Origin of the sequence: Pseudomonas fitomaticsae (assembly GCF_021018765.1) — a bacterium.
Lineage (GTDB): Bacteria > Pseudomonadota > Gammaproteobacteria > Pseudomonadales > Pseudomonadaceae > Aquipseudomonas > Aquipseudomonas fitomaticsae.
Window position 1 is genome coordinate 1,237,904 of sequence record NZ_CP075567.1, and the last position, 19,055, is coordinate 1,256,958.

At 60.5% G+C, this 19,055-nt stretch carries 25 protein-coding genes; 14 read left to right on the plus strand and 11 right to left on the minus strand.

Going from position 1 to position 19,055, the window contains the following annotated elements; translation table 11 throughout:
• The first annotated feature begins 28 nt into the window (after positions 1–28).
• Both KJY40_RS05380 and tldD read left to right on the plus strand, forming a co-directional pair.
• Entirely contained in the window at positions 29–889 is an 861-nt protein-coding gene (locus KJY40_RS05380) for a carbon-nitrogen hydrolase family protein (protein WP_230735440.1), read from the plus strand.
• Positions 890–894: 5 nt separating this feature from the next.
• A complete protein-coding gene (gene tldD / locus KJY40_RS05385) occupies positions 895–2,337 on the plus strand; it encodes a metalloprotease TldD (RefSeq protein WP_230735442.1) in 1,443 nt (480 codons plus the stop codon).
• A 51-nt stretch (positions 2,338–2,388) separates the two neighbouring features.
• Here the strand turns inward: tldD and yjgA are convergent, their stop codons facing one another.
• A complete protein-coding gene (yjgA, locus tag KJY40_RS05390) occupies positions 2,389–2,913 on the minus strand; it encodes a ribosome biogenesis factor YjgA (RefSeq protein WP_007953598.1) in 525 nt (174 codons plus the stop codon).
• Between the two features lie 108 nt (positions 2,914–3,021).
• Here yjgA and pmbA point away from each other — a divergent pair, with 108 nt between their 5' ends.
• The 6 genes from pmbA to KJY40_RS05420 all read left to right on the plus strand — a co-directional run bounded on the left by pmbA (position 3,022) and on the right by KJY40_RS05420 (position 8,299).
• The gene (gene pmbA, locus KJY40_RS05395; protein WP_407681987.1) at positions 3,022–4,368 is read left to right on the plus strand and encodes a metalloprotease PmbA; all 1,347 of its coding nucleotides are present in this window, start codon (positions 3,022–3,024) and stop codon (positions 4,366–4,368) included.
• A 161-nt stretch (positions 4,369–4,529) separates the two neighbouring features.
• Positions 4,530–4,937 carry a FagA protein gene (locus tag KJY40_RS05400; RefSeq protein ID WP_230735446.1) on the plus strand — a complete coding sequence of 136 codons (408 nt, stop codon included), beginning with the start codon at positions 4,530–4,532 and terminating at the stop codon, positions 4,935–4,937.
• Positions 4,918–6,294, plus strand: a complete 1,377-nt coding sequence (locus KJY40_RS05405; RefSeq protein ID WP_230735447.1) for a class II fumarate hydratase — start codon at positions 4,918–4,920, stop codon at positions 6,292–6,294. Before KJY40_RS05400 ends, KJY40_RS05405 begins: the two co-directional genes overlap by 20 nt.
• Positions 6,295–6,321: 27 nt before the next feature.
• Entirely contained in the window at positions 6,322–6,762 is a 441-nt protein-coding gene (locus tag KJY40_RS05410) for a hypothetical protein (RefSeq protein WP_007953590.1), read from the plus strand.
• Position 6,763: 1 nt separating this feature from the next.
• A complete protein-coding gene (locus tag KJY40_RS05415) occupies positions 6,764–7,375 on the plus strand; it encodes a superoxide dismutase (RefSeq protein ID WP_230737653.1) in 612 nt (203 codons plus the stop codon).
• Between the two features lie 30 nt (positions 7,376–7,405).
• A complete protein-coding gene (locus KJY40_RS05420; RefSeq protein WP_085608078.1) occupies positions 7,406–8,299 on the plus strand; it encodes a ZIP family metal transporter in 894 nt (297 codons plus the stop codon).
• Between the two features lie 39 nt (positions 8,300–8,338).
• On the opposite strand, the gene KJY40_RS05425 is transcribed toward KJY40_RS05420, so the two are convergent.
• The 10 genes from KJY40_RS05425 to KJY40_RS05470 form a co-directional block, all read right to left on the minus strand.
• Positions 8,339–8,614 (minus strand): HPr family phosphocarrier protein, encoded by a 276-nt coding sequence (locus KJY40_RS05425; protein WP_007953585.1) that lies wholly within the window; start codon positions 8,612–8,614, stop codon positions 8,339–8,341.
• Positions 8,615–8,629: 15 nt separating this feature from the next.
• Positions 8,630–9,487, minus strand: coding sequence for an RNase adapter RapZ (gene rapZ, locus KJY40_RS05430; RefSeq protein WP_192563533.1), 858 nt, complete (start codon positions 9,485–9,487; stop codon positions 8,630–8,632).
• A 2-nt stretch (positions 9,488–9,489) separates the two neighbouring features.
• Positions 9,490–9,954: a PTS IIA-like nitrogen regulatory protein PtsN gene (gene ptsN, locus KJY40_RS05435; RefSeq protein ID WP_007953580.1), complete on the minus strand. Its 465-nt coding sequence runs from the start codon at positions 9,952–9,954 to the stop codon at positions 9,490–9,492.
• Between the two features lie 11 nt (positions 9,955–9,965).
• Complete coding sequence (gene hpf, locus KJY40_RS05440; protein ID WP_007953578.1) at positions 9,966–10,274, minus strand: ribosome hibernation-promoting factor, HPF/YfiA family; 309 nt, start codon at positions 10,272–10,274, stop codon at positions 9,966–9,968.
• A 73-nt stretch (positions 10,275–10,347) separates the two neighbouring features.
• Entirely contained in the window at positions 10,348–11,841 is a 1,494-nt protein-coding gene (locus KJY40_RS05445; protein WP_230735450.1) for an RNA polymerase factor sigma-54, read from the minus strand.
• 186 nt (positions 11,842–12,027) lie between these two features.
• Positions 12,028–12,753, minus strand: coding sequence for an LPS export ABC transporter ATP-binding protein (gene lptB / locus KJY40_RS05450; protein ID WP_230735452.1), 726 nt, complete (start codon positions 12,751–12,753; stop codon positions 12,028–12,030).
• On the minus strand, positions 12,753–13,298 hold the full coding sequence (gene lptA, locus KJY40_RS05455) for a lipopolysaccharide transport periplasmic protein LptA (protein WP_007953570.1): 546 nt from the start codon (positions 13,296–13,298) through the stop codon (positions 12,753–12,755). The genes lptB and lptA overlap by 1 nt, the downstream gene beginning before the upstream one ends.
• Positions 13,285–13,857 (minus strand): LPS export ABC transporter periplasmic protein LptC, encoded by a 573-nt coding sequence (gene lptC, locus KJY40_RS05460; RefSeq protein ID WP_007953568.1) that lies wholly within the window; start codon positions 13,855–13,857, stop codon positions 13,285–13,287. The genes lptA and lptC overlap by 14 nt, the downstream gene beginning before the upstream one ends.
• Positions 13,858–13,865: 8 nt before the next feature.
• Positions 13,866–14,390, minus strand: coding sequence for a KdsC family phosphatase (locus KJY40_RS05465; RefSeq protein WP_011332476.1), 525 nt, complete (start codon positions 14,388–14,390; stop codon positions 13,866–13,868).
• Positions 14,391–15,365: a KpsF/GutQ family sugar-phosphate isomerase gene (locus tag KJY40_RS05470; protein WP_011332477.1), complete on the minus strand. Its 975-nt coding sequence runs from the start codon at positions 15,363–15,365 to the stop codon at positions 14,391–14,393.
• A 275-nt stretch (positions 15,366–15,640) separates the two neighbouring features.
• Between KJY40_RS05470 and KJY40_RS05475 the strand changes: the two genes are divergently transcribed.
• From KJY40_RS05475 to KJY40_RS05500, 6 genes are all read left to right on the plus strand, one after another.
• Entirely contained in the window at positions 15,641–16,453 is an 813-nt protein-coding gene (locus KJY40_RS05475; protein ID WP_007953564.1) for an ATP-binding cassette domain-containing protein, read from the plus strand.
• Positions 16,453–17,250 carry a lipid asymmetry maintenance ABC transporter permease subunit MlaE gene (mlaE, locus tag KJY40_RS05480; RefSeq protein ID WP_230735454.1) on the plus strand — a complete coding sequence of 266 codons (798 nt, stop codon included), beginning with the start codon at positions 16,453–16,455 and terminating at the stop codon, positions 17,248–17,250. The genes KJY40_RS05475 and mlaE overlap by 1 nt, the downstream gene beginning before the upstream one ends.
• A complete protein-coding gene (gene mlaD, locus KJY40_RS05485; protein ID WP_007953559.1) occupies positions 17,250–17,717 on the plus strand; it encodes an outer membrane lipid asymmetry maintenance protein MlaD in 468 nt (155 codons plus the stop codon). The genes mlaE and mlaD overlap by 1 nt, the downstream gene beginning before the upstream one ends.
• 11 nt (positions 17,718–17,728) lie before the next feature.
• Positions 17,729–18,379, plus strand: coding sequence for an MlaC/ttg2D family ABC transporter substrate-binding protein (locus tag KJY40_RS05490; protein WP_230735456.1), 651 nt, complete (start codon positions 17,729–17,731; stop codon positions 18,377–18,379).
• Positions 18,376–18,681: an STAS domain-containing protein gene (locus KJY40_RS05495; protein WP_007953557.1), complete on the plus strand. Its 306-nt coding sequence runs from the start codon at positions 18,376–18,378 to the stop codon at positions 18,679–18,681. Before KJY40_RS05490 ends, KJY40_RS05495 begins: the two co-directional genes overlap by 4 nt.
• 115 nt (positions 18,682–18,796) lie before the next feature.
• Complete coding sequence (locus KJY40_RS05500; RefSeq protein ID WP_039769303.1) at positions 18,797–19,036, plus strand: BolA family protein; 240 nt, start codon at positions 18,797–18,799, stop codon at positions 19,034–19,036.
• Positions 19,037–19,055 lie beyond the last annotated feature (19 nt).

A 19,055-nucleotide genomic window follows, 5' to 3' on the forward strand; every position in this document is an offset into this window, starting at 1 on the left:
TGGCCGCATACCTCTTGCGGAGTGCGCCATGTCTTTAGCGGTGATTCAAATGGTCAGCCAGAGCGATGTGCTGGCCAATCTGCGCGATGCCCGACGTTTGCTCGAACAAGCGGCCCATGCCGGTGCGAAGCTGGCCGTGCTGCCGGAAAACTTCGCGGCCATGGGCCGTCGTGACATCGCCGATATCGGCCGCGCCGAAGCGCTCGGCGAAGGCCCGATCCTGCCGTGGTTGAAACAGACCGCCCGCGACCTCAGGTTATGGATAGTGGCCGGCACGTTGCCGTTGCCGCCTGTGGGGCAGCCCGAGGCCAAGTCCCATGCCTGCTCGCTGCTGGTGAACGATCAGGGCGAAATCGTTGCACGCTATGACAAGTTGCACCTGTTCGATGTCGACGTGGCGGACAATCGCGGCCGTTACCGCGAATCCGATGACTATGCTTATGGCAGTGGCGTGGTGGTCGCGGACACACCGGTCGGGCGACTGGGCCTGACGGTGTGTTACGACCTGCGCTTCCCGGAGCTGTACAGCGAATTGCGTGCGGCCGGGGCTGAACTGATAACCGCACCGTCGGCCTTCACCGCAGTGACGGGGGCGGCGCACTGGGATGTACTGATCCGCGCACGGGCCATTGAAACCCAGTGCTATGTGCTGGCGGCCGCTCAGGGCGGAACGCATCCGGGGCCGCGGGAAACCTTTGGCCACGGGGCGATTGTCGACCCTTGGGGGCGGATTCTGGTGCAGCAGGAACAAGGCGAAGCCGTATTGCTGGCTGAACGCGACAGCAACGAACAGGCGTCCATCCGGGCGCGAATGCCGGTGACGGGTCATCGGCGGTTTTTTTCGCAGGGCGCACAGCGACCTGCTTCAGAACACGAATTTAAGGCGTAAAACCTATGAGAGAGTTGTTGTCCTCAGTCAGTGATCACCTGTTGGCGCCCGGCGGCGTGACGATCGAGAGCCTGCAAGGCGTGCTCGGTGATCTGGCGGGTCCAGGCATCGATGCGGCCGACCTGTATTTCCAGGGGCAGATTTCCGAGTCCTGGTCGCTGGAAGACGGCATCGTCAAGGAAGGCAGTTTCAACCTCGACCAGGGTGTCGGCGTGCGGGCGCAGTCCGGTGAGAAAACCGGTTTCGCCTACAGCAACGCGATCACCCTCGAAGCCCTCGGCGCGGCGGCCCGTGCGGCCCGTTCTATTTCCCGCGCCGGGCAGAACGGCACGGTGCAGGCGTTCAGCACCCAGGACGTCGCCCAGTTGTACGCGCCGGATAACCCGCTGGAAGTGCTGAGCCGCGCTGAAAAAGTCGAACTGCTCAAGCGCATCGACGTTGCGACCCGCGCCCTCGACCCGCGTATCCAGCAGGTCAGCGTCAGCATGGCCGGGGTCTGGGAACGCATTCTGGTAGCTTCGACCGACGGTGGCCTGGCCGCCGATGTGCGTCCGCTGGTACGTTTCAATGTGAGCGTGATCGTCGAGCAGAACGGCCGTCGCGAGCGTGGTGGTCACGGCGGCGGCGGGCGTACCGACTACCGCTATTTCCTCGCCGAAGACCGTGCCATGGGTTATGCCCGTGAGGCGTTGCGTCAGGCGCTGGTGAATCTGGAAGCGATTCCGGCTCCGGCCGGCACGTTGCCGGTTGTTCTGGGCTCGGGCTGGTCCGGCGTGCTGTTGCACGAAGCGGTCGGTCACGGTCTGGAAGGTGACTTCAACCGCAAGGGCAGTTCTGCCTACAGCGGGCGCATGGGCGAAATGGTTGCCTCGAAACTCTGCACCATCGTCGATGACGGCACTCTGAGCGGTCGTCGCGGTTCCCTGAGCGTCGACGACGAAGGCACCCCGACCGAGTGCACCACGCTGATCGAAAACGGCGTACTCAAGGGCTACATGCAGGACAAGCTCAATGCGCGGCTGATGGGCGTGGCCCGCACGGGCAACGGTCGTCGCGAATCCTACGCGCACTTGCCGATGCCTCGGATGACCAACACTTACATGCTCGGTGGCCAGAGCGATCCGGCGGAAATCATCGCGTCGGTGAAGAAGGGCATCTACTGCGCCAACCTCGGCGGCGGTCAGGTCGATATCACCAGCGGCAAGTTCGTGTTCTCCACCAGCGAGGCGTATCTGATCGAGGACGGCAAGATCACTGCGCCGGTCAAAGGCGCAACGTTGATCGGCAATGGTCCGGAAGCGATGAGCCGGGTGTCGATGGTCGGTAACGATCTGGCGCTGGACAGCGGTGTGGGGACTTGCGGCAAGGACGGGCAGTCGGTGCCGGTGGGTGTCGGTCAACCGACGCTGAAAATCGATGCGATCACCGTGGGTGGCACGGGCGCATAAGAAGGAATGGAGCTTCGGGTGGCGCGCGGTGCGGCCACCCGGTGGCGAATATCAACGCAGACCGCGTTGAGTCTCGTCCAGCTCACGGATGTACTTGAAGATCTTGCGGCTCGAGGCAGGAGGTTTGTTTTGCGCAACCTCGTGCTGGGCCTGACGGATCAGGGAACGCAGTTGCTGGCGGTCGGCGTCCGGGTAATCGACGACGAATTTCTCCAGCACGGCATCGTCACCGGCGATCAGGCGGTCACGCCAGCGTTCGAGGTTGTGGAAACGCTCGTTGTACTGACGGGTAGAGGCATCGAGTTGATCGAGCAGGGTGAGAATCGCGTCAGTGTCCTGATCGCGCATCAGTTTGCCGATGAACTGCAAATGCCGTTTACGCGCGATGTTCGCGGTGTGCTTGGGCGCATCGGCCAGAGCCCGGCGCAAGGCGTCGGTCAATGGCAGTTTTGCCTGCAAGTCGGGCTTGAGCGTTGTAAGGCGCTCGCCAAGGTCAACCAGAGCATGCAGCTCGCGTTTGACCTGGGATTTGCTTTTTTCTCCCGTATCGAGGGAGTCGTCGTAAGAATCAACCATGGTGGCAGTCCGCAAAGAAACGCCGCCATGATAACCAGTCGGGGGCCGCTTGTCCGGCCCGGTCGCTCGAAGGCCCCAGCCGAAAGCAGAATTTGAGTGGAGATGAGCATGAGTGCAGTTGAAAGCGTCGGCCCACAGGCATTGCCGGCACTGCAGGAACAGGTCGAGCAGATCATCGCCGAAGCCAAGCGTCAGGGTGCCAGTGCCTGCGAAGTGGCGGTGTCGCTGGAGCAGGGCCTGTCGACGTCGGTGCGTCAACGTGAAGTCGAGACGGTCGAGTTCAACCGCGATCAGGGTTTTGGCATCACGTTGTATGTCGGCCAGCGCAAGGGTTCGGCCAGCACTTCCGCGACCGGGCCTGATGCGATTCGCGAGACCGTCGCTGCGGCGCTGGCAATTGCCAAGCACACCTCCGAAGACGAAGCCTCGGGGCTGGCCGATGCCGCGCTGATGGCCAGGGATATTCAGGATTTCGACCTGTTCCACCAGTGGGACATCACCCCGGAGCAGGCCATCGAGAAGGCGCTGCTCTGCGAAGCCGCCGCGTTCGACTCCGATGCCCGCATCAAGAATGCCGATGGCACCACGTTGAGCACTCATCAGGGCTGCCGCGTGTACGGCAACAGCCACGGTTTCATTGGTGGTTACGCCTCGACCCGACACAGCCTGAGCTGCGTGATGATTGCCGAGGCCGATGGCCAGATGCAGCGCGATTACTGGTATGACGTGAACCGCCAGGGCAGCTTGCTGGCGGATCCTGTGAGCATTGGTCAGCGCGCGGCACAGCGTGCAGCGAGCCGTCTGGGTGCGCGTCCGGTGCCGACCTGCGAAGTGCCGGTGCTGTTTTCCGCGGAGTTGGCGGGCGGGTTGTTCGGCAGCTTCCTGTCGGCGATATCCGGCGGCAGTCTGTATCGCAAATCGTCGTTCCTTGAAGGCACTCTGGGGCAGAAGCTGTTCCCGGAATGGCTGACCATCGACGAGCGTCCGCACCTGATGCGCGCCATGGGCAGTGCTTCCTACGATGGTGACGGCCTGGCGACCTATGCCAAACCGTTCGTCGAGAAAGGCGAGTTGGTCTCGTACATCCTTGGCACTTATTCCGGTCGCAAACTCGGCATGCCTAGCACCGCCAACGCGGGCGGCGTGCATAACCTGTTCGTCACTCATGGCGATGAAGACCAGGCTGCCTTGCTGCGGCGCATGGGGCGTGGCCTGCTGGTCACCGAGTTGATGGGCCATGGTCTGAACATGGTGACCGGTGATTACTCGCGCGGTGCGGCGGGTTTCTGGGTCGAGAACGGTGAAATTCAGTTCGCGGTTCAGGAAGTCACCATCGCCGGCAACATGCGCGATATGTTCAAGCAGATCGTCGCGGTGGGTAACGATCTGGAGTTGCGCAGCAACATCCGCACCGGCTCGGTGTTGATCGAGAAGATGACTGTCGCGGGCAGCTAAGCCCCAGGCAGGTACAAAAAAGGCGTGTCACCCGATTGGGTGGCGCGCCTTTTTTGTGTCCGCAAATTTTCCGGGCTGATGAGGGCAGCGGAAACGCTACTCTTGTTTCGGTTCTCATTATCATCTAATAATAAATCTCATTATCGGATGAGCCCAGGATCATGAGTTCTGCCTTGCACGAGCAGCCGTACCTCGAAAGCTGGCGTTGGATGAGTCGCCAGATCCGTTGCGCCATGGATCCCGACGAACCGCGCCTGATCGAGCATTACCTGGCCGAAGGCCGATACCTGGCGTGCTGTACGGCGACCTCGTCCTGGACGGTCGCCGAAACCTCTTTCCGTCTGCTGCTCGACACGGCCACCGACATCGCGTTGCCGTGGCACTGGCGCAGCCTCTGTCTCGATCAAGCCTGGCGCCCGCTGCGTGAAATGGAGCGCCTGTCACTGTGCAAATGCCGGCTCAAGCGCTGGCAAAGCTACACCTGGCAGCTCGCCACCTGCGAGTTGCAACCCTCGATTCCTCTCATTGAATTAGTCCAAGGATTTACCGATGACCAAGACACGTATTGAGCGCGACAGCATGGGCGAACTGCAGGTGCCGGTGGACGCTCTCTACGGCGCGCAGACCCAGCGCGCAGTGGATAACTTCCCGATCAGCGGCAAGCCGATGCCGACCCAGTTCATCCGCGCCCTGATTCTGGCGAAAGCAGCCGCCGCCCGCGCCAACGTCGAACTCAACCAGATCAGTGCCGCACAAGGCAAAGCCATCAGCGATGCCGCCCAAGGGCTGCTGGAGGGCGACTTCATGCAGCATTTCCCGGTGGACATCTTCCAGACCGGCTCCGGCACCAGCTCCAACATGAACGCCAACGAAGTGATCGCCACGCTGGCCAGCCGTCTGCTCGAAGAACCGGTGAATGCCAACGATCACGTCAACTGCGGGCAGAGCAGCAACGACATCATCCCGACCACCATCCACGTCAGCGCCGCGTTGGCTTTGCACGAACAATTGCTGCCGGCGCTGCTGCATCTGGTGCAGGTGATCGAGCGCAAGTCCGAACAAGTTCATCACCACGTCAAGACCGGCCGCACTCACTTGATGGATGCCATGCCGGTGCGCATGAGCCAAGTGCTCAACGGTTGGGCGCAGCAGCTCAAGGCCAATATCGGTCACTTGCAGGATTTGCTGCCAAGCCTGCAATCCCTGGCCCAGGGCGGTACGGCGGTTGGCACCGGAATCAACGCACATCCGGAATTCGCTGCGCGTTTCAGTCGTCAGCTCAGTCAACTGACCAACGTGCAATTCACCCCGGGCAAGGATCTTTTTGCGCTGATCGGCTCGCAGGACACCGCCGTCGCAGTGTCGGGTCAGCTCAAGGCCACCGCCGTGTCGCTGATGAAAATCGCCAACGACCTACGCTGGATGAACTCCGGCCCGCTTGCCGGTCTCGGTGAAATCGAGCTGGAAGGTTTGCAACCGGGGTCGTCGATCATGCCGGGCAAGGTCAATCCGGTGATTCCGGAAGCCACCGCCATGGTCGCCGCGCAAGTGATCGGCAACGATTCGGTGATCACCATCGCCGGGCAGTCGGGCAATTTCGAACTGAACGTGATGCTGCCGATCATCGCCCAGAACCTGCTGAGCAGCATCGAGTTGCTGGCCAACTCCAGCCGTCTGCTGGGCGACAAGGCGATTGCCAGCTTCAAGGTCAACGAGTCGCGCCTCAAGGAAGCGCTGTCGCGCAACCCGATTCTGGTGACCGCGCTCAACCCGATCATCGGTTACCAGAAAGCCGCCGAGATCGCCAAGCAGGCCTACAAACAGGGCCGTCCGGTGATCGACGTTGCGCTGGAACACACCGACCTGTCGCGCAGCCAGCTGGAAGAGTTGCTCAATCCCGAGAAACTCACCGCCGGCGGCGTGTAAGCACCGCAACCGCTTTGGAGGTTCACCATGGAGCACTGGAAACGCACGATCGAACGGGCCAATCGCTGCTTCATGCTGGGCGAGCTGATCGATGCCCGCGAGGCTTATCTGCAAGCCCTGGCCCTGGCGCAGGTGTTGTTCGAGCGCTGGGCCGATGCCGACGAAGCGGTGGCGGCCTGCGTCATTTCCCACCACAACCTGGCCGATCTGCACCTGCGTCTGAACCAGCCGGAGGAGAGCGCCGAGTACCTCTGCGCGATCCATCAACGGCTGTTGCAGACCATGCAGGACGAGCGCCTGCGCCCGGCGCTGCGTGAAGCAGCACTTCGCCAGAGCAGCAAGACCTACGTCGAGCTGCTCAATTTCATCAGTGAACACGGCGAATACCCGCGCACTCAGCGCTTGCTGCACCCGGATACCGGCAATGCGCGTCGCGCGCCTGCCCCACATCACCATGGAGTCCATTGAAATGGCTTTTACCCTGCCAGCCTTGCCTTACGCCTACGACGCACTGGAGCCGCACATCGATGCGCAAACCATGGAGATCCACTACACCAAGCATCACCAGACCTACATCAACAATCTGAATGCTGCGGTGGAGGGCACCGAATTCGCGGAGTGGCCGGTGGAAAAACTGGTCGCCAGCGTCCAGCAACTGCCGGAAAAACTTCGTGCGGCGGTGATCAATCAGGGCGGCGGTCACGCCAACCATTCGCTGTTCTGGGAAGTGATGGTGCCCGGCGGTGGCGGCAAGCCGGACGGCGCGCTGGCCAAGGCGATCGATGAGCAACTGGGTGGCCTCGACAGTTTCAAAGAGGCCTTCACCAAAGCCGCGCTGAACCGCTTCGGCAGTGGCTGGGCGTGGCTCAGCGTCACCCCGGAAAAGAAACTGATGGTGGAAAGCAGCGGTAATCAGGACAGCCCGTTGATGAACGGCAACACGCCGATTCTCGGCCTCGACGTGTGGGAGCACGCCTACTATCTGCGCTATCAGAACCGTCGGCCGGAATACATCAGCGCGTTCTACAACGTGATCAACTGGCCGGAAGTCGCTGCGCGCTATCAGGCCGCGCTGGTTTAAGTCTCCTATAAAAACAATCCAAGGCTGACTATGGGCACTGAAACACTGGCGATCGGAAGTGGGCGTATGTTTCGTTACGCAATTGGATCGCTGCTGCTGTTGGCGGGCATGACCTTGCTGGTCGCCCACGGACTCGAATGGCTGAATCTGGAACCGAGGCTATCGCGTGCGTTGCAGGGTGGCGCAATCTGCGCCCTCGGCACCGCGCTCGGCGCGGTTCCGGTGCTGGTGATCCGCAACATGCCCCAGGCGCTGGGCGATACGCTGCTGGGTTTTGGCGCCGGTGTGATGCTGGCGGCGACCGCGTTTTCGCTGATCGTGCCCGGGATTGCCGCTGCCGAAAGTCTGGGCCTGAGCCCATGGGGCGCCAGTGGCCTGATCTGTTTCGGCATCATGCTTGGGGCGTTCGGCCTGTATCTGGTTGATCGCCGGGTGTCGGGCGCCTCGCCGGAAATGCTCATCGGCACCGTCGAGCATCCGGTGATTCCGCCGCGGATCTGGTTGTTCGTGTTCGCCATCATTGCCCATAACATCCCGGAAGGCATGGCGGTCGGTGTCTCGGCTGGGGGTGGAATGCCGGACGCTGACAGTCTGGCGATGGGCATTGCCTTGCAGGATGTGCCGGAAGGGCTGGTGATTGCACTGGTACTGGCCGGTGCCGGGATGTCGCGGGTCAAGGCGTTTTTGATTGGCGCAGCGTCAGGTCTGGTCGAACCGGTGTTTGCATTGCTCTGTGCGTGGCTGGTCAGCCTCGCCGAATTGTTGCTGCCCCTGGGATTGGCACTGGCGGCGGGGGCCATGTTGTTGGTGGTGACTCACGAGGTCATTCCGGAGTCGCGACGCAATGGCCACGAGAAGCTGGCAAGCCTCGGATTGTTGATTGGCTTCTGTCTGATGATGGTGATGGATACGGCGTTGGGCTGAACCAGGAGGAGGGAGCGCGCTCCCTCGTCTCGAGCGTTTTCAACCACCTTCGTCGAAGTAGTTGTTGATCAGTGTCACCAGCGCGTCCATGGCTTCCTGTTCCTGGTGGCCATCGGTGCTCAGGTGGATTTTGGTGCCCTTGCCCGCCGCGAGCATCATCATCGCCATGATGCTTTTACCGTCAACCGTGGTTTCCGGGGTGCGGCCCACTCTGATCGTGCAATCGGGAAACTGGCCCGCCACGCCGACGAATTTTGCCGATGCACGGGCGTGCAGGCCCAGCTTGTTGATGATTTCTATTTCCCGAGCAGGCATCGCGGTGTGAATCCTTTAGCTGAGGTCGCGGTGGCGAACCTGGACGTTCTTCAGGGTCTTCTGCAGCGCCTGGCCAAGACGTTCGGTCAGGTAAACGGAACGGTGATGCCCGCCGGTGCAGCCGATTGCAATGGTGACGTAAGCGCGGTTGCTCGCCGCAAAGCGCGGCAACCATTTGTGCAGATAAGCGTAAATATCCTGGTACATCTCCTCGACCTCAGGCTGCGCCGCGAGATACTCGGCGACCGGCTGATCGAGACCGGATTGTGCGCGCAACTCCGGTTTCCAGTAAGGGTTCGGCAGGCAGCGTACATCGAACACCAGGTCCGCATCCACCGGCATGCCGCGTTTGAAACCGAACGACTCCACCAGAAACGCCGTGCCCGGCTCCGGCTGGTTCAGCAGTCGCAGCTTGATGGTATCGCGCAACTGGTACAGGTTGAGATTGGTGGTGTTGATTTTCAGGTCGGCGAGATCGGCAATGGGGCCGAGCAGGGCGCTTTCATCCTGAATGGCCTCTGCCAGCGAACGATTGGCATTGCTCAGTGGGTGGCGGCGGCGAGTTTCAGAGAAACGCTTGAGCAGAGTTTCTTCGTCGGCATCCAGGTACAGGACATCGCATTGAATATGCTTGGCACGGGCGTCTTCAAGCAATTCCGGAAATCGGGTCAGATGGCTCGGCAAATTGCGTGCATCGATCGATACCGCCACCAATGGCTGCGCCAGCTCGGTGTGAATCAGGGCGCGTTCGGCCAGTTCCGGCAGTAGACCGGCCGGCAGGTTATCGATGCAGTAGTAACCGTTGTCCTCAAGGACATCCAGGGCGGTACTTTTACCCGAGCCGGAACGGCCACTGACGATGATCAAGCGCATGGTTACGGCCTGTTCTGTTCTTCCAGTACAACCTGGTACAAGGCTTCGTTGCTTGGCGCGCTGCGCAGTCTGTCGCGCACGTCCTTGCGGTCGAGCATGCTGGCGATCTGGCGTAACAGCTCCAGGTGCGCATCGGTGGCGGCTTCCGGCACCAGCAGGACGAACAGCAGGTCCACAGGCGCGCCGTCGATAGCGTCGAAATCGATAGGGGCATCAAGGTGCATCAGCGCACTGATCGGCGCTTCGCAGCCCTTGAGGCGGCAGTGGGGAATGGCGATGCCGTTGCCAAAACCGGTGGAACCCAGTTTTTCACGGGCAATCAATGCCTCGAAGACATCTTGCATCTCCAGATCCGGAACTTCCCGGGCGATCAGGTTGGCAATTTGTTCGAGGGCTTTCTTTTTACTGCCGCCCGGCACGTTCACCAGGGAACGGCCGGGGGTCAGGATACTTTCAAGTCGGATCATGGGGGTGGGGGTTATCGACCGGTAGCGCCCTGAAGCAGGCTCTGGGTCTTTTCCTTATGCTTTTTGAGTTGTTTATCAAGCTTGTCGGTCAGCGCGTCGATCGCAGCGTACATATCGGTATGTTCCGCGTTTGCGACGACCTCATTGCCGGGAATATGCAGCGTGGCTTCGATTTTCTGCTTCAGCTTTTCGACGCACATCGTGACTTGCACGTTGGTGATCTTGTCGAAATGTCCCTCAAGCCTCTTGAGCTTTTGCTCAACGTACTCACGGAGAGGTTGGGTAACTTCCAGTTGGTGTCCACTGATGTTGACTTGCATACAGCTTCTCCTTCGTTGCCAGTGCATAAAGCGGCAGGCCGAAGAGCCTGCCACTGGAACGCTGTAACGTGGCTTACATCAACCGCTTGCGTTCGCTCGAAGGCGCGATCCCGAGGGATTCGCGGTACTTGGCGACGGTGCGGCGAGCCACCTGAATGCCTTGTGCCTCCAGTAAACCAGCGATCTTGCTGTCACTCAACGGCTTTTTCTGATTTTCCGCGGCAACCAGTTTCTTGATGATCGCGCGGATCGCCGTGGACGAGCATTCACCGCCTTCGGAAGTGCTCACATGGCTGGAGAAAAAGTATTTCAGTTCATATATGCCCCGTGGGGTATGCATGAATTTCTGTGTGGTCACCCGGGAAATCGTCGACTCGTGCATGCCCACGGCTTCAGCGATGTCATGCAGGACCAGCGGCTTCATGGCTTCGTCGCCGTACTCCAGAAAACCGCGCTGATGCTCGACGATCTGGGTGGCCACTTTCATCAGGGTTTCGTTGCGGCTCTGCAGGCTCTTGATGAACCAGCGGGCTTCCTGCAACTGATTGCGCATGAAGGTGTTGTCGGCGCTGGTGTCGGCACGCCGCACGAAACCGGCGTACTGGGCGTTGACCCGCAGACGCGGCACCGACTCCTGGTTCAGTTCGACCAGCCAGCGCTCGTTGTCCTTGCGCACGATGACGTCAGGTACCACGTATTCGGCTTCGGTGGATTCGATCTGCGAACCGGGACGCGGGTTGAGGCTCTGTACCAGTTCGATGACCTGGCGCAGTTCGTCTTCCTTGAGCTTCATGCGGCGCATCAGCTGGCTGTAGTCGCGGCTGCCGAGCAAATCGATGTAATCGGTGACCAGACGCTTGGCCTCGGTCAGCCAAGGGGTCCTGGCCGACAGCTGGCGCAATTGCAGCAGCAGGCATTCGCCCAGGTTGCGTGCGCCGATGCCGGCCGGTTCGAATTGCTGGATGCGGTGCAGGACGGCTTCGATCTCGTCCAGCTCGATGTCGAGTTCCGGATCGAAGGCGTCGAGGATTTCTTCGAGGGTTTCGTCGAGGTAGCCCTGATTGTTGATGCAATCGATCAGGGTGACGGCGATCAGGCGATCGGTGTCGGACATCGGTGCCAGGTTCAACTGCCACAAAAGGTGGCTTTGCAGGCTCTCGCCGGCGGAGGTGCGGGTAGTGAAATCCCACTCGTCATCGTCGCTGCTGGGCAGGCTGCTGGCGCTGGTCTGATAGACGTCTTCCCAGGCGGTGTCGACGGGCAGTTCGTTGGGGATTCGCTCGTTCCATTCGCCGTCTTCGAGGTTGTCGACTGTCGGCGCGGTCTCCTGATAGGAGGGTTCCTGGATCTCGGTGTTGGGCTTCTGTTCGGCGTTGTCGGCCATGGGATCGGAGTTGTCGAAGTCGTCGCCGTCTTCCTGGCGTTCGAGCATCGGATTGGATTCCAGAGCCTCCTGGATTTCCTGTTGCAGATCCAGGGTCGACAATTGGAGCAGGCGGATGGCCTGTTGCAGCTGCGGTGTCATCGTCAGCTGCTGGCCCATTCTCAAGACTAGCGATGGTTTCATGGCAGGGGCTTAACACCTTATTCGCCGGCGCTATGCGCCATCCACTACAGGGCGCCGGGGCGCCAAACTTAAGCAAATTATATGCCTGAAACTGTCGTGTTTGCCTAGAGCGCTGTAACAATAAAAGCGTATAAAAATGAGCTTCAACGTTACAGCACCCGGACGGCTGGTCGAATGCCGTCGTGCTTACAGGCGGAACTCGTGACCCAGATAGACTTCCTTCACCAGATCGTTGGCGAGGATGGTTTCGGAGTCACCTTCGGCGATCAGCTGGCCGTCGTTGACGATGTAGGCGGTCTCGCAGATATCCAGCGTCTCACGGACGTTGTGGTCGGTGATCAGTACACCGATGCCCTTGGCCTTGAGGTGGTGGATGATCTGCTTGATGTCACCGACCGAGATCGGGTCGACACCGGCGAACGGTTCGTCGAGCAGGATGAACTTCGGTGCCGTGGCCAGTGCGCGGGCGATCTCCACGCGGCGGCGCTCACCACCGGACAGGCTCATGCCGAGGTTGTCGCGGATGTGGCTGATGTGGAATTCCTGCAACAGGCTTTCCAGCTCCTTGCGACGACCGGCCTTGTCGAGCTCCTGGCGGGTCTCGAGGATGGCCATGATGTTGTCGGCTACCGACAGTTTGCGGAAGATCGACGCTTCTTGCGGCAGATAGCCGATACCGGCCTTGGCGCGACCATGCATCGGCTGGTGGCTGACGTCCAGGTCGTCGATCAGCACGCGACCCTGATCGGCCTGGACCAGGCCGACGATCATGTAGAAGCAAGTGGTCTTGCCGGCGCCGTTCGGGCCGAGCAGGCCGACGATCTGACCGCTGTCGATCGACAGGCTGACGTCGCGCACAACCTGGCGGCTTTTATAGGCCTTGGCCAGGTGCTGAGCTTTCAGAGTTGCCATTACTGGGTTTTCTCGTCGGTTTTCTTCTTCGGCTGGATCACCATGTCGATGCGCGGACGCGCTTCGGTGACCTTGCTGCCAGTGGCTCGACCGGCACTGGCCAGTTTCTTCACCGTGTCATAGACGATTTTCTCGCCCTGAGTGGTGTTGTTGTCCTTGTCGACGACTTTGGCCTTGTCGATCAGCACGACGCGGTTCTGCGCAGCGTGGTACTGGATGGTCACACCCCAGCCCTGAACGGGTTTGGTGTCGCCGGCAGTCTGCAACTGTTCGAAGTAGGCGAGGTTGCCCACCGAGGTCACGACGTCGATGTCGCCGTTCGGCGCGCGGGTCATGGTCACGGTGTTGCCTTTGACGATCATCGAACCCTGGGTGATGATCACGTCGCCTTTATAAGTGGCAACGCCGTTCTTGTCGTCCAGCTGGGCATCGTCGGCCTGAATGCGGATTGGCTGCTCTTGATCGTTCGGCAGAGCCCAGGCGCTCACGCTTCCCAGTGCTGCGCCCAGACTGAGCAAAATAGGGAGGGTTTTAACGAGCCTCATACTGTCCTCTTACGTTCGATAGCAGGTGTATCCTGCTTTCCTTCAAATACGCTTTCATTCCTACGCCAGTCGATACACCGCCAGCGCCGTCGATTCTAACGGGTTGCTGGGTCTGCGCATATTGCTGCTGCGGGAACACCGTCATGCGAGTGGAGGTGATCAGGGTGTCGCGGTTCTTTTCGTCGGTGCGCTTGACGCGTACCGAGTCGATCAGCTCGACCTCGGTGCCGCCGGAGTTCACTTCACCGCGTTCACTGGTCACGTGCCATGGGAAATCGGTGCCACGGAACATGTTCAGATCAGGTTTGGTGACCAGTGTAATGTCGGTCGCCTTGACGTGCTCGGCCTTGTCGGACGTCATTTCGTACTGCACTTTGCCGTCTTCGAGGTACTGGATCGTGTGGGTATTGGTCGCATACCAGTCGATCGGGCTTTCCTCTGCCGAAACCGGCGGTTTGTCGAGGAAGCGTTCCGGGCTGATGTTCCAGTAGCCGACCGCACCGAAAATCGCTGCGATGCAACCGAACAGCAGGATGTTGCGAAACTTTTTGCTAAACATGGTTGGACTCACAGGTACGCGTTGTTGGCGGCATCGAGGCTGCCTTGGGCGCGCAGGATCAGTTCGCAGAATTCGCGGGCGGCACCTTCGCCGCCACGGGCCTGGGTCACGCCGTGAGCGTGTTCGCGTACAAAGGCGGCGGCGTTGGCTACGGCCATGCCCAGCCCCACACGGCGGATTACCGGCAGATCCGGCAGGTCGTCGCCGAGGTAAGCCACTTGCTCATAGCTTAGGCCCAGTTGCTCCAGAAGACCGTCGAGAACGACCAGTTTGTCTTCGCGGCCCTGAAACAGATGCGGGATCCCCAGATTCTTTGCCCGACGCTCGACCACCGGGGTCTTGCGACCGCTGATGATGGCTGTCTGTACGCCGGCATTCATCAGCATCTTGATGCCCTGACCGTCGAGCGTATTGAAAGTCTTGAACTCGCTGCCGTCTTCCAGGAAGTACAGGCGCCCGTCGGTGAGGACACCGTCGACGTCGAAAACTGCCAGTTTGATGGCTTTGCCGCGTTGCAGCAGATCGGTGCTCATTTACATCACTCCTGCGCGCAGCAGATCGGAGAGGTTGAAGGCGCCGATCGGGCGGTCTTCTTCATCCACGACAACCAGTGCGTTGATTCGGTGGTCTTCCATGATTTTCAGGGCTTCGGCGGCGAGCATTTCGGCGCGGGCGGTCTTGCCGTGCACGGTCATTACCTGGTCGATGGTGGCGCTGTGGATATCGATGCTGCGATCCAGGGTGCGGCGCAGGTCGCCGTCAGTGAAGATCCCGGCCAGTTTGCCGTCGGCTTCCAGAATGACGGTCATGCCCAGACCCTTGCGGGTCATTTCCATCAACGCGTCCTTGAGCAGGGTGCCGCGCTGTACCTGCGGCAGTTCCTGGCCGGCGTGCATGACATTTTCCACTTTCAGCAGAAGACGTCGGCCAAGGGCGCCGCCCGGGTGGGAAAAGGCGAAATCTTCGGCAGTGAAGCCGCGCGCCTCCAGCAGCGCCACGGCCAGGGCATCGCCCATGACCAGTGCGGCGGTGGTCGAGGAGGTCGGTGCCAGGTTCAGCGGGCAGGCTTCGTGCTCGACGTGAACGTTGAGGTTGACCTCGGCGGCCTTGGCCAGCGGCGATTGCGGGTTGCCGGTGACGCTGATCAGCTGGATGCCCAGGCGCTTGATCAGTGGCAGCAGGGTGACGATTTCGTTGGTGGAGCCGGAATTTGACAGGGCCAGAATCACGTCGTCACGGGTGATCATGCCCATGTCGCCGTGGCTGGCCTCGGCCGGGTGTACGAAAAACGCCGGGGTGCCGGTGCTGGCCAGGGTCGCGGCAATCTTGTTGCCGATGTGCCCGGATTTGCCCATGCCGACCACGACCACACGGCCCTTGCTGGCCAGAATCATCTCGCAAGCGCGTACGAAATCGGCGTCGATATGGGGCAACAAGCCTTGTACGGCTTCCACTTCGAGGCGGATGGTGCGTTGTGCCGATTGAATCAGGTCGCTGGTTTGGCTCATGTCAGAAATCGTATAGCCCGATGAAAAGGCGGCGATTATAGCGGTTATGTTGAAAAGCCTCACGCAAGTTCGTCGTGCTTTGTCATTCCTCGTTACCAAAACTCTGCAAATAAGGCCTCAAGCCCTTCAACTCGCCGAATGCGGACCGGTGCAGGCCTTGGGCGCTTGCCCTTTGCAGTGATATAGTTCGCCGCCAGTTCGGCCTGCCCGGGATGTAGGGGCTTTCTCAAGAAAGCCAGGCGTCCGAGTGAGAGGCTGCATCGCAAGGAGTTTAGATGAGTGCCGATAACGCCTACGCGGTCGAGCTGAAGGGAGTCTCCTTCAAGCGCGGTGCGCGGAGCATTTTCAATAACGTCGATATCCGCATACCCCGTGGCAAGGTCACCGGCATCATGGGGCCTTCCGGGTGTGGCAAGACGACACTGTTGCGCCTGATGGGCGCGCAGTTGCGGCCATCCAAAGGCGAGGTCTGGGTCAACGGCCAGAACCTGCCGAAGCTGTCGCGCAGCGATCTGTTCGATGCGCGCAAGCACATGGGCGTGCTGTTTCAGAGCGGTGCCCTGTTCACCGATCTCGATGTGTTCGAGAACGTCGCCTTCCCGCTGCGTGTTCATACCGACCTGCCGGACGAGATGATTCGCGATATCGTGCTGCTCAAGTTGCAGGCGGTGGGCCTGCGCGGTGCCATCGAATTGATGCCTGACGAGCTGTCCGGCGGCATGAAACGCCGCGTCGCCCTGGCCCGGGCCATTGCCCTCGATCCGCAGATCCTCATGTACGACGAACCGTTCGTCGGCCAGGACCCGATCGCCATGGGCGTGCTGGTTCGCCTGATCCGCCTGCTCAACGATGCCCTGGGAATCACCAGCATCGTGGTGTCCCACGACCTCGCCGAAACCGCGAGCATTGCCGACTACATCTATGTGGTCGGTGATGGCCAGGTATTGGGGCAGGGCACGCCGGACGAACTGATGAGCTCGGACGATCCGCGTATCCGTCAGTTCATGACCGGTGAACCCGACGGCCCGGTGCCGTATCACTTTCCAGCGCCGGATTACCGCGCCGATCTTCTGGGGAAGCGTCGCTGATGCGCAGAATTACATTAATGGAGCGTGTGCGTCGTTTCGGCCAGGCCGGGATCGACAGCGTCGCGGTGTTTGGGCGTTCGACCCTGTTCCTGTTTCATGCCTTGCTCGGGCGTGGCGGCATCGGTGGCGGATTTGGCCTGCTGGTCAAGCAGTTGCATTCCGTCGGCGTGATGTCGCTGGTGATCATCGTGGTGTCCGGGATCTTCATCGGCATGGTGCTGGCGCTGCAAGGCTTCAACATCCTGTCGAGCTACGGCTCGGAGCAGGCCGTCGGGCAGATGGTGGCGCTGACCCTGTTGCGTGAGCTGGGGCCGGTGGTGACCGCGCTGTTGTTCGCCGGGCGTGCCGGTTCGGCGCTGACGGCGGAAATCGGCAACATGAAATCCACCGAACAGCTGTCCAGCCTGGAAATGATCGGGGTCGACCCGCTCAAGTACATCATCGCCCCGCGTCTGTGGGCCGGCTTCATTTCCCTGCCTGTGCTGGCGATGATCTTCAGCGTGGTCGGCATCTGGGGCGGTTCGTGGGTAGCCGTCGACTGGCTGGGCGTCTACGAAGGTTCCTACTGGTCGAACATGCAGAACAGCGTGAGCTTCGGTGACGATGTGCTCAACGGCATCATCAAAAGTGCAGTATTCGCTTTTGTCGTCACCTGGATCGCCGTATTTCAAGGCTATGACTGCGAACCCACTTCCGAGGGGATCAGCCGTGCCACCACCAAGACCGTGGTTTACGCCTCGCTGGCAGTCCTCGGCCTGGACTTTATTCTGACCGCTTTGATGTTTGGAGATTTCTGATGCAAAACCGCACCCTGGAAATCGGTGTCGGCCTGTTCCTGCTGGCAGGGATCCTGGCTTTGCTGCTGCTTGCTCTGCGGGTCAGTGGCCTGTCTCCGACTTCGACCACCGATACCTACAAACTTTACGCGTATTTCGACAATATCGCCGGTCTGACGGTCAGAGCCAAAGTGACCATGGCCGGTGTGACCATCGGCAAGGTCACCGCGATCGATCTGGACCGCGACAGCTTCACCGGTCGGGTGACCCTGCAAGTGGATAAAAGCGTCGACAACCTGCCGACCGACTCCACAGCATCTATCCTGACAGCGGGTCTGCTGGGCGAGAAATACATCGGCATCAGCGTGGGCGGGGAAGACACCCGCCTGAAGGATGGTGGAACCATTCACGACACGCAGTCGTCTCTGGTACTGGAAGACCTGATCGGTAAATTCCTGCTCAATACCGTTAGCAAAGACGCCAAATGAGGAGCTTTTGAATGATCTCTACCTTGCGACGTGGCCTGTTGGTGTTGCTTGCGGCGCTGCCGCTGGTGGCCAACGCCGTGGCGGCGCCTTCGGCGCATGACCTGGTTCAGGACACCACTAACCGGATGCTGGCTGATCTGGCCGCCAACAAAGAGAAGTACAAGCAGGATCCGGCTGACTTCTACACCGCGTTGAACACCATCGTCGGGCCGGTCGTGGATGCCGAGGGCATTTCCAAGAGCATCATGACGGTCAAGTATTCGCGCAAGGCAACCCCGGCGCAGATGAAGACCTTCGAGGAAAACTTCAAGCGCGGCCTGTTCCAGTTCTACGGCAACGCGCTGCTCGAGTACAACAACCAGGGCATCACCGTCGATCCGGCCAAGGACGAGTCGGGCGACCGCACCAGTGTCGGCATGACCGTCCGGGGCAGCAACGGCGCGATCTATCCGGTTTCCTACACGCTGGAGAAGATCAACGGCGAGTGGAAACTGCGTAACGTGATCATCAACGGCATCAATATCGGCAAGCTGTTCCGTGACCAGTTCGCAGACGCAATGCAGCGCAATGGCAATGATCTGGACAAGACCATCAATGGCTGGGCCGGGGAAGTCGCCAAGGCCAAGCAGTCGGCCGAGCAGAACGAGAAACCAGCCCAATGACCGAGTCGGCCATTCGTCTGGACGAAGCCAGCGAGCTGCAACTCAGCGGTGTGCTGGATTACCGCACCGGCCCTGACCTGCGCGAGCAGGGGCGGGCGCTGATCAAGTCGTGCAATGCCCCGGCATTGGTGATCGATTGTTCGGCGGTGGAGAAGTCCAGCAGCGTCGGTCTGTCGCTGCTGTTGTGCTTCATTCGCGATGCAAAGGCGGCCGGCAAGGCGGTCAGCATCCGCGGGATGCCCGAAGACATGCGCGAAATTGCTCAGGTCAGCGAACTGACCGAGCTGTTGGCGCAACCCTGAACCCGCATCAATAGAGAAGCCCCCCGTCAGAGTCCTGCGCAGCGGGGTTCGCAGGCGCGGGGCTTTTTTGTATGATGTCCGACCCGTGCGCACAGGGCGCCGATTGAGGTTGAGCATGCAGGCCGTAGAAGTGAAGAGCTTCCTTGAAGGAAAGCTGCCAGGAACGCTGGTGGAAGTTGAAGGCGAAGGCTGCAACTTTCAGCTGAACGTGATTAGTGATGAACTGGCGGCGTTGAGCCCGGTCAAGCGTCAGCAAAGCATCTATGCCCATTTGAACCCTTGGATCGCCGATGGCAGCATCCACGCGGTCACTATGAAATTTTTCAGCAGCGCGGCCTGGGCCGAGCGCACCTGAGCCCTAGGGCGTCGAGATT

What these genes read in the sequence shown, in the direction of transcription:
- KJY40_RS05495 (WP_007953557.1), top strand. Translation starts at nt 18,376, where the DNA reads ATGACCGAGTCGGCCATTCGTCTGGACGAAGCCAGCGAGCTGCAACTC.
- KJY40_RS05475 (WP_007953564.1), top strand. Translation starts at nt 15,641, where the DNA reads ATGAGTGCCGATAACGCCTACGCGGTCGAGCTGAAGGGAGTCTCCTTC.
- KJY40_RS05405 (WP_230735447.1), top strand. Translation starts at nt 4,918, where the DNA reads ATGACCAAGACACGTATTGAGCGCGACAGCATGGGCGAACTGCAGGTG.
- KJY40_RS05465 (WP_011332476.1), bottom strand. Translation starts at nt 14,390, where the DNA reads ATGAGCACCGATCTGCTGCAACGCGGCAAAGCCATCAAACTGGCAGTT.
- ptsN (WP_007953580.1), bottom strand. Translation starts at nt 9,954, where the DNA reads ATGATCCGACTTGAAAGTATCCTGACCCCCGGCCGTTCCCTGGTGAAC.
- KJY40_RS05425 (WP_007953585.1), bottom strand. Translation starts at nt 8,614, where the DNA reads ATGCCTGCTCGGGAAATAGAAATCATCAACAAGCTGGGCCTGCACGCC.
- KJY40_RS05490 (WP_230735456.1), top strand. Translation starts at nt 17,729, where the DNA reads ATGATCTCTACCTTGCGACGTGGCCTGTTGGTGTTGCTTGCGGCGCTG.
- rapZ (WP_192563533.1), bottom strand. Translation starts at nt 9,487, where the DNA reads ATGCGCTTGATCATCGTCAGTGGCCGTTCCGGCTCGGGTAAAAGTACC.
- KJY40_RS05415 (WP_230737653.1), top strand. Translation starts at nt 6,764, where the DNA reads ATGGCTTTTACCCTGCCAGCCTTGCCTTACGCCTACGACGCACTGGAG.
- lptC (WP_007953568.1), bottom strand. Translation starts at nt 13,857, where the DNA reads ATGTTTAGCAAAAAGTTTCGCAACATCCTGCTGTTCGGTTGCATCGCA.
- tldD (WP_230735442.1), top strand. Translation starts at nt 895, where the DNA reads ATGAGAGAGTTGTTGTCCTCAGTCAGTGATCACCTGTTGGCGCCCGGC.
- lptA (WP_007953570.1), bottom strand. Translation starts at nt 13,298, where the DNA reads ATGAGGCTCGTTAAAACCCTCCCTATTTTGCTCAGTCTGGGCGCAGCA.
- KJY40_RS05445 (WP_230735450.1), bottom strand. Translation starts at nt 11,841, where the DNA reads ATGAAACCATCGCTAGTCTTGAGAATGGGCCAGCAGCTGACGATGACA.
- KJY40_RS05410 (WP_007953590.1), top strand. Translation starts at nt 6,322, where the DNA reads ATGGAGCACTGGAAACGCACGATCGAACGGGCCAATCGCTGCTTCATG.
- mlaD (WP_007953559.1), top strand. Translation starts at nt 17,250, where the DNA reads ATGCAAAACCGCACCCTGGAAATCGGTGTCGGCCTGTTCCTGCTGGCA.
- hpf (WP_007953578.1), bottom strand. Translation starts at nt 10,274, where the DNA reads ATGCAAGTCAACATCAGTGGACACCAACTGGAAGTTACCCAACCTCTC.
- KJY40_RS05380 (WP_230735440.1), top strand. Translation starts at nt 29, where the DNA reads ATGTCTTTAGCGGTGATTCAAATGGTCAGCCAGAGCGATGTGCTGGCC.
- mlaE (WP_230735454.1), top strand. Translation starts at nt 16,453, where the DNA reads ATGCGCAGAATTACATTAATGGAGCGTGTGCGTCGTTTCGGCCAGGCC.
- pmbA (WP_407681987.1), top strand. Translation starts at nt 3,022, where the DNA reads ATGAGTGCAGTTGAAAGCGTCGGCCCACAGGCATTGCCGGCACTGCAG.
- lptB (WP_230735452.1), bottom strand. Translation starts at nt 12,753, where the DNA reads ATGGCAACTCTGAAAGCTCAGCACCTGGCCAAGGCCTATAAAAGCCGC.
- KJY40_RS05420 (WP_085608078.1), top strand. Translation starts at nt 7,406, where the DNA reads ATGGGCACTGAAACACTGGCGATCGGAAGTGGGCGTATGTTTCGTTAC.
- KJY40_RS05500 (WP_039769303.1), top strand. Translation starts at nt 18,797, where the DNA reads ATGCAGGCCGTAGAAGTGAAGAGCTTCCTTGAAGGAAAGCTGCCAGGA.
- KJY40_RS05470 (WP_011332477.1), bottom strand. Translation starts at nt 15,365, where the DNA reads ATGAGCCAAACCAGCGACCTGATTCAATCGGCACAACGCACCATCCGC.
- yjgA (WP_007953598.1), bottom strand. Translation starts at nt 2,913, where the DNA reads ATGGTTGATTCTTACGACGACTCCCTCGATACGGGAGAAAAAAGCAAA.
- KJY40_RS05400 (WP_230735446.1), top strand. Translation starts at nt 4,530, where the DNA reads ATGAGTTCTGCCTTGCACGAGCAGCCGTACCTCGAAAGCTGGCGTTGG.